The 8,328-nt window shown below is 68.4% G+C and carries 6 protein-coding genes; 4 read left to right on the top strand and 2 right to left on the bottom strand.

Translation table 11 applies throughout. The annotated features are described in order from the left end of the window. Positions 1-43: 43 nt before the first annotated feature. On the bottom strand, positions 44-1,138 hold the full coding sequence (locus ACFQ7F_RS44210) for a hypothetical protein (RefSeq protein ID WP_383284864.1): 1,095 nt from the start codon (positions 1,136-1,138) through the stop codon (positions 44-46). A gap of 161 nt (positions 1,139-1,299) precedes the next feature. On the opposite strand from ACFQ7F_RS44210, the gene ACFQ7F_RS44205 reads away from it, so the two are divergent. The 3 genes from ACFQ7F_RS44205 (at position 1,300) to ACFQ7F_RS44195 (ending at position 4,303) form a co-directional block, all read left to right on the top strand. Beyond that, entirely contained in the window at positions 1,300-1,731 is a 432-nt protein-coding gene (locus ACFQ7F_RS44205; protein WP_383284867.1) for a MarR family winged helix-turn-helix transcriptional regulator, read from the top strand. Positions 1,732-1,778: 47 nt separating this feature from the next. Beyond that, a complete protein-coding gene (mgt, locus tag ACFQ7F_RS44200; protein WP_383284861.1) occupies positions 1,779-2,999 on the top strand; it encodes a macrolide-inactivating glycosyltransferase in 1,221 nt (406 codons plus the stop codon). Between the two features lie 287 nt (positions 3,000-3,286). After that, the gene (locus tag ACFQ7F_RS44195) at positions 3,287-4,303 is read left to right on the top strand and encodes a CDP-alcohol phosphatidyltransferase family protein (RefSeq protein WP_383284859.1); all 1,017 of its coding nucleotides are present in this window, start codon (positions 3,287-3,289) and stop codon (positions 4,301-4,303) included. Positions 4,304-4,411: 108 nt separating this feature from the next. Here the strand turns inward: ACFQ7F_RS44195 and ACFQ7F_RS44190 are convergent, their stop codons facing one another. Beyond that, complete coding sequence (locus ACFQ7F_RS44190) at positions 4,412-6,670, bottom strand: MMPL family transporter (protein ID WP_383284856.1); 2,259 nt, start codon at positions 6,668-6,670, stop codon at positions 4,412-4,414. 370 nt (positions 6,671-7,040) lie between these two features. Here ACFQ7F_RS44190 and ACFQ7F_RS44185 point away from each other — a divergent pair, with 370 nt between their 5' ends. After that, positions 7,041-8,249, top strand: coding sequence for a S8 family serine peptidase (locus ACFQ7F_RS44185; RefSeq protein WP_383284853.1), 1,209 nt, complete (start codon positions 7,041-7,043; stop codon positions 8,247-8,249). Positions 8,250-8,328: the final 79 nt, after the last annotated feature.

Below are 8,328 nucleotides of genomic sequence, written 5' to 3'. Positions count from 1 at the left end.
CCGGGGGGCCCCACGACTGTCACGCAGGCGGAGGTCGCCACTGTCACACGGCCACCGACTCCTCCAACTCCTCTTCCTGCTCCAGCTCCTGCACCCGCCCGGCCCCGCCGGCCTCGGGCGGGGCCACCACTGCGCGCTGACGCCGTTCCCAGAGCGCCGCGATGCCGGTGACCACCAGGCCGAGCAGCAGCCATGCGGCCAGCGTCCACACATGCCCGCCGACGCCGTGCCCGCCGAAGTAGAGGTGGCCGCGGATGCCCTCGACGAATCCGGCGCCGTTCCAGAAGGCGTGCAGCGAGCCGAAGAAGCCGTTCTGGAGTTCCGGCCTGAAAAGACCGCCGGACGACGTGAAGTTGAGCATCACGAAGAGGACCATCATCGTCAGCGTCGTCCAGCGCTTCAGGAACGTATGCAGTCCGAGGCCGATGAAGAGGATGCCGGCCGAGTACAGCCACGCCATGGCCCAGACGCCCCACAGGCCCTGGTGCGCCAGATGGAAGACGGGCCCGGCGAGCGCCGCGCCGATCAGGCTCACGGCGAACGAGACGCCGAAGGCGAGCCCCGCACGGGCCCGCATCCGCATCCCGGCCCCGGCGGCGCCGAGCGCCGCCACCGACGCGTACGAGCCGATGCTCACCGCGACGAGCAGGAAGAACAGGCCCTGCCCCGTGGGGTCGTCGTCGACGGTCGGCGCGACATCGCTGACCTTCAGCGGGACACCCTGCTCCGCCGCGACCGGCGTGAAGATCTTCTCGACCGCCATGGCGCTCATGTCGGAGCCCGCGGTGGCCACGATCACCTCGGGCGTCTTGGCGTCGGGGATGTAGGCCCCCGATATGTCCATCGACTTGAGCTCGTCGACCGCCTGCGCCCGGGAGCCGACGGTCCGCACGTCCAGGGCGTCGCCCGCCTTGTCCTTGACGGTCTGCGCGAGGGCCTGGGTCTGCTCGCCCGATCCGACGACGGCGATCGGCAGGTCGTGCGGCTCGGGTGTGACGAACGCGCCCATGTAGGCGAGACCCATGCCGAGGCACATCAGCAGGGGTGTCAGCAGGTGGAGCAGGACGTGACGGAGCGGTCCGGAGGCAGGTGCCGGGCCGGCGTGTGCCTTGTGGGCGGGCGCCGAGGTGGCGGTCATCGGGAGACCTCTCGCGGTAGTCGACAGCTGGTAGTCGCAGATGGTTGGCATATACACGCAATCTCAGTGTTGTACTGTACAACCATTCGCGGAGGGAGAGAAATGGAGAGGGAGGGATCGTGGCCGACCGAGACGGGTCCATCGAGATCATTCAGCGGGAGATGACGGCGTTCGCCCGGCGGGCCCGCGCCACCGCGGCGCGGATGCACCCCGAGCTTTCGCTCGTGTCGTACACGCTCCTGAGCCACCTGGAGTTCGAGGGCGGATGCCGGGCCACCGACCTGGCGGCGCACTACACGCTGGACAAGTCGACGATCAGCAGGCAGGTGGGCGCGCTTGAGAAGGGCGGGCTCGTGGAGCGGCGCCTCGATCCGACCGATCACCGCGTGCACGTGCTGCACCTCACCGACCGGGGCAACGAAGTCCTCGCGCAGGTCACCGACGCGCGCCGGGTCGCATTCCATGAGCGGCTCACGGAGTGGAGCGGGCCGGACCTGGAGAAGTTCGCCGAGTGCCTGCTGCGTTATAACGACGACGCTTCGCGGGGCGGCGAGGGCGGCGAGGGTGTCGGGGGCGTAGGGGGCTTCGAGTAGGCCGTCATGGGTTGCACGAGACGTCTCGTCTCGTTTAAAGTCCGGTCATGACCACACGCCAGCGTGCCCATATCGCCATGTTCTCGATCGCCGCGCACGGGCACGTCAACCCGAGCCTCGAAGTGATCCGGGAGCTCGTCGCCCGCGGCCACCGCGTCACGTACGCGATCCCGCGGCTCTTCGCCGAGAAGGTCGCCGAGACCGGCGCCGAGCCCGTCCTCTACGAGACGACACTGCCGGGCCCGGACGACGACCCCGAGGCCTGGGGGACCGAACTGATCGACAACATCGAGCCGTTCCTCACCGAGGGCATCGAGACGCTGCCCCAGCTGGCGGCGGCGTACGAAGGTGATGAGCCGGACCTCGTCCTGCACGACATCACCTCCTACCCCGCGCGCGTGCTCGCCCGCCGCTGGGGCGTGCCCGAGATCTCGCTCTCCCCGAACCTCGTGGCCTGGGACGGGTACGAGGAAGAGGTCTCGGAGCCGATGTACGCCGAACTGAAGGAGACCGAGCGCGGCCAGGCCTACTACGCGCGCTTCCACGCCTGGCTGAAGGAGAACGGGGTGACCCAGCACCCCGACCCCTTCGTCGGGCGCCCGCCGCGTTCGCTCGTCCTGATCCCCAAGGCGTTCCAGCCGAACGCCGACCGGGTCGACGAGACGGTGCACACGTTCGTCGGGGCCTGCCAGGGGGACCGCTCGGCGCAGGGTGACTGGCGGCGTCCGGCCGGGGCGGAGAAGGTCCTTCTCGTCTCGCTCGGCTCGTCCTTCACCAAGCAGCCCGGCTTCTACCGCAGTTGCGTCGAGGCGTTCGGGGATCTGCCCGGGTGGCATGTGGTGCTGCAGATCGGCAAGCACGTCGATGCGGGTGAACTGGGGGACGTCCCCGGGAACGTGGAAGTCCACCGGTGGGTGCCGCAGCTCGCGGTCCTCGAGCAGGCTGATGCCTTCATCACACACGCCGGTGCGGGCGGCAGCCAAGAAGGGCTCGCCACCGGGACGCCGATGGTCGCGGTGCCGCAGGCCGTCGACCAGTTCGGCAATGCGGACATGCTCCAGGGGCTCGGGGTGGCCCGGCACGTGCCGATGGAGGAGGCCACGGCGCGGACGCTGCGGTCGGCGGTGCTCGACCTGGTCGGCGACCCGGAGGTGGCGCGCCGCCTCGCCGATGTGCGGGCCGGGATGGCGGGGGAGGGCGGCACGACGATGGCGGCGGACCTGATCGAGGAGGAACTCGCGAAGGCGGCGGGGCGGGCCGGGGTGTGACGCCAGTTACACCGGTGACGCCGGTGGCGGCGTGATGATGGGTCGGATTGGCCGGGGTTGTGACGCTCCGTGAAGTGCTTTCTGTTACTCCCCGGTCATTTTTGTTACGACCCTGTCATTCGATAACGCTCAGGTAACGCAGGGTGGTTCTGGCATAGGTATTGACTCGTCCTGCCTGTTTGACCATTACCCCCGCCAAAAGGTTGCACGCCCGGGTCCTTGTTAGTTGAACCAATATCTTCTTAGCGTTAGATGAACGTTCCGCGAACGCCAGGAAGTTGACCCCCATGCGACGAGACATACCGCCCCTCGACGAGGTGCGCCGTATCACCCAGAAGAAGCGCGACGCTTGGTGGACGGTGATGCTCGTCGACCCCGTGGCCACCCCGCTCGTGCGGTGGACGGCCATGCGGACCCGGATCACGCCCAACCAGATCACCTGGGGCGCGTTCTTGTTGGGGCTCGTCTCCGCGGCGTTCTTCGCGCTGGGTGACTGGCAATGGCTGGTCGCCGGTGCCGTCGTCTATCACTTCAGCTTCATCCTGGACTGCATGGACGGGAAGGTCGCCCGTCTCACCGGCACCGGTTCGGTGTTCGGCGCGTGGCTCGACTTCGTCTTCGACCGTATTCGCGTGATGGCGTGTGCGGTGGCCCTGATGGGCGGCCAGTTCCAGCGCACCGGGGATGCCTTCTACATCTGGGCCGCGGTCGCCGTGGTCGCCCTCGACACGCTGCGTTACATCAACGGGCTCGAGATCTTCAAGATCAGGCACACCATGCGCAAGCAGATCAAGGTGCGCATGAGGGCGGCCCGCCGGGCCGAGAACGAAGCCGAGCTGGCCTTCATGGAGGACCTCCTCCGGGACAACCCCGAGGCCGACATCGAGCAGGACATGCAGAAGACGCGGTCGGAGATGGGCGTTCCGGAGACCCCGGATGCCCCGGAGACCACGCCCGCGACCAAGCGGCAGATCATCGACCTGCACCAGGAGTTCCGCGGCAAGTTCCCCGCGTATCTGCGCGCGCGCTCCTTCCTGCTGCGGCACCGGATCCGCACGCACCTGGTGAGCGGCATCGAGTTCCAGATGGGCGTCTTCATGATCGGCCCGCTGTTCGACGTGGTGCTTCCTGCGACCATCGTCTCCGGCGCGCTGCTCCTGGTCTTCGAGCTGGCCATCATCTACAAGCTGCTGCTTTCGACGCGGGACTTCACGCGGACGATCGACTCCTTCGAGGAGCGCAAGGCCCTGGCCACGACCACGGCCACCACCACGGCTACGACCACGGCTTCGGCGACGGTGTAGGGGTCACCGGCTCCGCCGAATCCGTCCTCGAATGCCGGACGGGCTGAATCTTTCAGCCCGTCCGGCATTCGAGGACACCGCTTTCAGCGCATCACGGCTTTCAGCGCATCACGCGCGCACCCGCTCCCCGGGCGGAGAAACCGGCGCCTCCCCCGCGGAGGACTCGTCGTGCGTCAGGTCCGGCATCCTCCGCAGCCACCGCGGCAGATACCAGTTCCGCTCCCCGAGCAGCGCCATCACCGCCGGGAGCAGCACCCCGCGAATCACCGTCGCGTCGATCAGGACCGCCGCCGCGAGTCCGACGCCCATCTGTTTCATGGACTGCATGGACAGCGTCCCGAAGATCGCGAAGACGGCCACCATGATCACGGCCGCGCTCGTCACGACGCCCGCAGTGGTCACCACTCCATGGCTGATCGCGTCCTTCGTCGTACGCCCCTGGAGCCGCGCCTCGCGGATCCGGGAGACGACGAACACGTGGTAGTCCATCGAGAGGCCGAACAGGATCACGAAGAGGAACAGCGGCAGCCACGCGACGATCGCGCCCACGCCTTCCGCGCCCACGAGCGACGCGCCCCAGCCGTGCTGGAAGACCATCACCAGGATTCCGTAGGCCGCCCCCACCGAGAGCAGGTTGAGGACGATCGACGTGATCGCGATCGTCAGCGAGCGGAACGAGAGCAGCATCAGCACGAACGCGAAGACCACCACGAACGCGAAGACCGGCGGGACCGCCGACGAGAGCTGGTCGTTGAAGTCCTTCGAGCCCGCCACCTGCCCCGTCACCGGAGCCTCGACCCCGTCGACCTTGCCGAGCGTCGCGGGCCGCACCTCATCCCGTAGGAGATCGAGGCTCTTCTCGGCCTTTCCCTGATCGGAGCCGCCGACCAGCGGTACGGACAGGAACGCGACGTTCTCGTCCTTGTGCACCGTCACGTCGACCGGGCCCCGGGTCGCCCCCGAACTCACCGCCTGCTTCCGGAAGCCGGCGATCGCCGCCCGCACCGGAGCCGCGTCGATGTCGTCGGCCTTCACCACGACCTCGGCGGGTTCCGAGCCGCCGGGGAACGCCTCGTTCACCCGGTCGTACGTCGCCACGATCGGCAGCGAATCGCCGAACTCCTGGTCGAGCGTCAGCTGCTGGGTCTTCATGCCGAGCGCGGGCAGCGCGATCGCCGCGAGGACACCCGCCGCGATCACCACCGAGACGGCAGGGCGTTTCAGGACCCGGCCGACGACCGCGCGCCACAGCCTGCTCTCGCTCGGCACGCCGCCCGCCCGCTCCCGGCGGCGCAGGAACGGCACGCGGCCCTTCTCCACCCGCTCGCCCAGGAGCGAGAGCAGCGCGGGCAGGACCGTCACCGAACCCACCATGGCGACCGCGACCACCATCAGCGAGGCGGCGCCCATCGCCTCGAACTCGCCGATGCCGGTGAACAGCATCCCCGCCATCGCCACGCACACCGTGATGCCCGAGACGATCACGGCCCGGCCGCTGGTGGCCGCCGCGATGCTCAGCGCGGTCTGCGCGTCACGGCCCTTGGCGCGCTCCTCGCGTTCGCGCCGCAGATAGAAGAGGCAGTAGTCGACGCCCACCGCGAGGCCCACCAGGAGCATCACCGAGTTCGCCGTCTCGCTCATCGGCTGTACGTGGCTGACCACGGCCATCAGGCCCATCGTCGCCATGATCGCGGTGATGGCGAGTGCCACCGGGAGCAGCGCCGCCACCAGCGCGCCGAAGGCGATGAGAAGGATGCCGAAGGCGACAGGCACCGCGGAGTACTCGGCCTGCTGGAAGTCGTTGCCGAAGGCGTCGTCGAACGTCTTCTGCATACTGGCGCCGCCGATCTCCTCGATCCGCAGCCCATCGCGCTCGTGCGCGTCCGCCACCTTGTCCACGGCATCGAGGACCGGTCCGACCCGGTCGCCCGCGGTCTCGTCGTCGCCGCGCATGTCGAACCGCACCAGGGCGCTGCGGCCGTCCTCGGAGACCGAGTCGCTCTTGTACGGAGATGTCACCGCCGTCACTTCTCCGGTGGCCCCGACCGACTTCATCACGTCGTCGACGGCCTGCCGGAAGCGCGGATCGGTTGCCTTGAGGGCGTCACCGCCGCTCTTCTCGGCCTGGATCAGGACGCTCTCGCCGACCGGTTCCTTGATGCCGGCGTCGTCCACGATCCGTGTCGCCTGGTTGATCTCGCCTTTGAGATCGTTCTGGTCGACGTCGGTCCGGCCCACGGCGGAGCCGAGCCCCATCGACACGACGACGAAGAGCACCCAGATGCCCACGGCCGCCCATCGGTGCCTGGCGCTCCATCCGCCGGCACGAGCGGCTATCCCCCGTACTCGCCTGTTCTGATTCCCCATGGCTCGAAGCTAGGGCGCGGCCGGGGAAGCGCTCGTCGTGCTTGCCGGTGAACCGGGCGGCCCCGCTCTCCTCCCTCCGGACCGGGCGCCCTCCTCGTAAAGAAGGAGTCCGACCGTCACAAGCCCCTTACATCTATGAGGACTTACGGGACCTGGCCCCGCGGTGTCCGATCTGCCGACGGGGGCCCGATTTGTTATTACAGAAGCTTGTTGAACAAGTCACAGGTGTATGTAGGTATTGATCTGCGCGCGTCAATCAGACATGGTTTCGTCCCAACGCCCGGAGATCTTCCGGATCTGAAGGGTCGTTGCAGCGAAGTTTTGTAACCCCCCACATCCCCCCACAAGCACCACGAGGAGACCCCTCTTCATGGCAACTCACAAGCGTGTCCGCTCGGTGAAGCTCGTCGCGGCGATAGCCACCACGGCCACCGCGGTCGGCGTCACCGTCTTCGCGACCTCGTTCGCCGGTGCGGCAACCCCCGCCGAGGGCAAGGTCTACGGAGCCGACGCCAAGGGCGCCGTCTCCGGCAGCTACATCGTCATGCTCGACGAGAAGGCCAACAAGGGTGCCAAGTCGGACCTGGCCAAGGAGTACGGCGGCGAGCTGAAGCGGAACTACTCCTCCGCGATCAACGGCTTCTCGGCCAAGGGCCTCAGCGAGACCGACGCCAAGCGTCTGGCCGCCGACCCGGCCGTCGGCAAGGTCGTCCAGTCCAAGAAGTTCAGCATCAACGCGACCCAGGACGACCCGCCGTCGTGGGGCCTGGACCGCATCGACCAGGACGACACCGCCGGCGACAAGAAGTACACGTACCCGGACGCGGCCGGTGAGGGCGCCACGGCGTACGTCATCGACACCGGTGTCCGTGTCAGCCACAAGGACTTCGGCGGCCGCGCCACGTCCGGCTTCGACGCCGTCGACAACGACGACGACGCGGACGACGGCAACGGCCACGGCACGCACGTCGCGGGCACCATCGCCGGTGACGCGCACGGTGTCGCCAAGAAGGCGAAGATCGTCGCGGTCCGCGTCCTCGACGACCAGGGCTCCGGCACCACCGAGCAGGTCGTCGCCGGCATCGACTGGGTCACCAAGAACCACAAGGGCCCCTCGGTCGCCAACATGAGCCTGGGCGGCGGCGCCGACGAAGCGCTCGACGCGGCGGTCCAGAAGGCGATCGCCTCCGGCGTCACCTTCGCGGTCGCGGCCGGCAACGAGTCGTCGGACGCCGGTCAGGGCTCCCCGTCCCGCGTGAAGGAGGCCATCACGGTCGCCTCCTCCACCAAGGACGACGAGCAGTCGGACTTCTCCAACTTCGGCAAGGTCGTGGACATCTACGCCCCGGGCTCGGACATCACGTCCGACTGGAACACGGGTGACGACGCCACCAACACCATCTCCGGTACGTCGATGGCCACCCCGCACGTCGTGGGCGCCGCCGCCGTCTACCTCGGGTCCCACCCGGACGCCAAGCCGGACGCCGTCTCCAAGGCGCTGACCGACGGTGCGACCGCGGACAAGATCTCCAACCCGAGCGAGGGCACGCCCAACAAGCTGCTCAAGGTCGTCGAGTAGGACCCGCACCCGCAGGACCCGTAACACCCGGTCGGGCAACGCCCCACTGAACCGGCGGCCGCCGCGCCCACCCCCACGG

The organism is Streptomyces sp. NPDC056486 (genome assembly GCF_042795295.1).
Taxonomy (GTDB): Bacteria; Actinomycetota; Actinomycetes; order Streptomycetales; family Streptomycetaceae; genus Streptomyces.
This window is presented reverse-complemented; position numbering and strand designations above follow the sequence as displayed.